Genomic DNA, 608 nt, shown 5'->3' on the forward strand with positions numbered 1-608 from the left:
CCCCGGAGAATTACCGCCCGAGGCCGGGTGCCGTACCCGGGAATCGCCGCCCCCGGTCAGTCGTTACACATGGTCCCGACCCCGCGAAGCCGGATGCCGGCCCGGGGAATGCCGCCGACTGGCTGGCCGTTACACATGGTCCCGGCGCCGCGAAGAGGCCCTGCCCCGCGCGCTGGACCTTTCCCCCTCATTCTCTTTGAGCGCCGGACGGTGCTTGCGTGCACCCCGACCCCCATCGGGTGTGTGCGCCAACCCCCGAATGGAGCCCTTTGTCATGAACACCATGCTGCGTAAGACCGTGCTCGGTATCGCTGGTCTGACCATCGCCGGTGGCCTGGCCGCCGGCCCCCTGAACCACGCCACGACCGAGACCACCCCGACCGCCGCCACCCCGGTCACCGCCGTGGCGCAGGCCGACAAGCCCGACACCGGCAAGTTGATCCCGCACGGTGTGCAGGGCAAGCAGTCGCGCATCGACCTGACCGACGAGCAGATCGGTAACGCGAAGGCCATCATCGCCGCGACCAAGAAGGCCGGCATGGACGAACGCGCCGCCGTGGTCGCCATCGCCACCGCGTTCCAGGAGTCGAAGCTGGAAAACCTGGGCC

The 608-nt window shown here is 69.2% G+C and carries 1 pseudogene; it reads left to right on the forward strand.

From position 1 onward, the window contains the following. Positions 1-274: 274 nt before the first annotated feature. A pseudogene (locus Vqi01_RS30440) lies at positions 275-608 on the forward strand (hypothetical protein); the annotation flags it as partial.

Origin of the sequence: Micromonospora qiuiae, assembly GCF_016863555.1 — a bacterium.
Classification (GTDB): domain Bacteria; phylum Actinomycetota; class Actinomycetes; order Mycobacteriales; family Micromonosporaceae; genus Micromonospora; species Micromonospora qiuiae.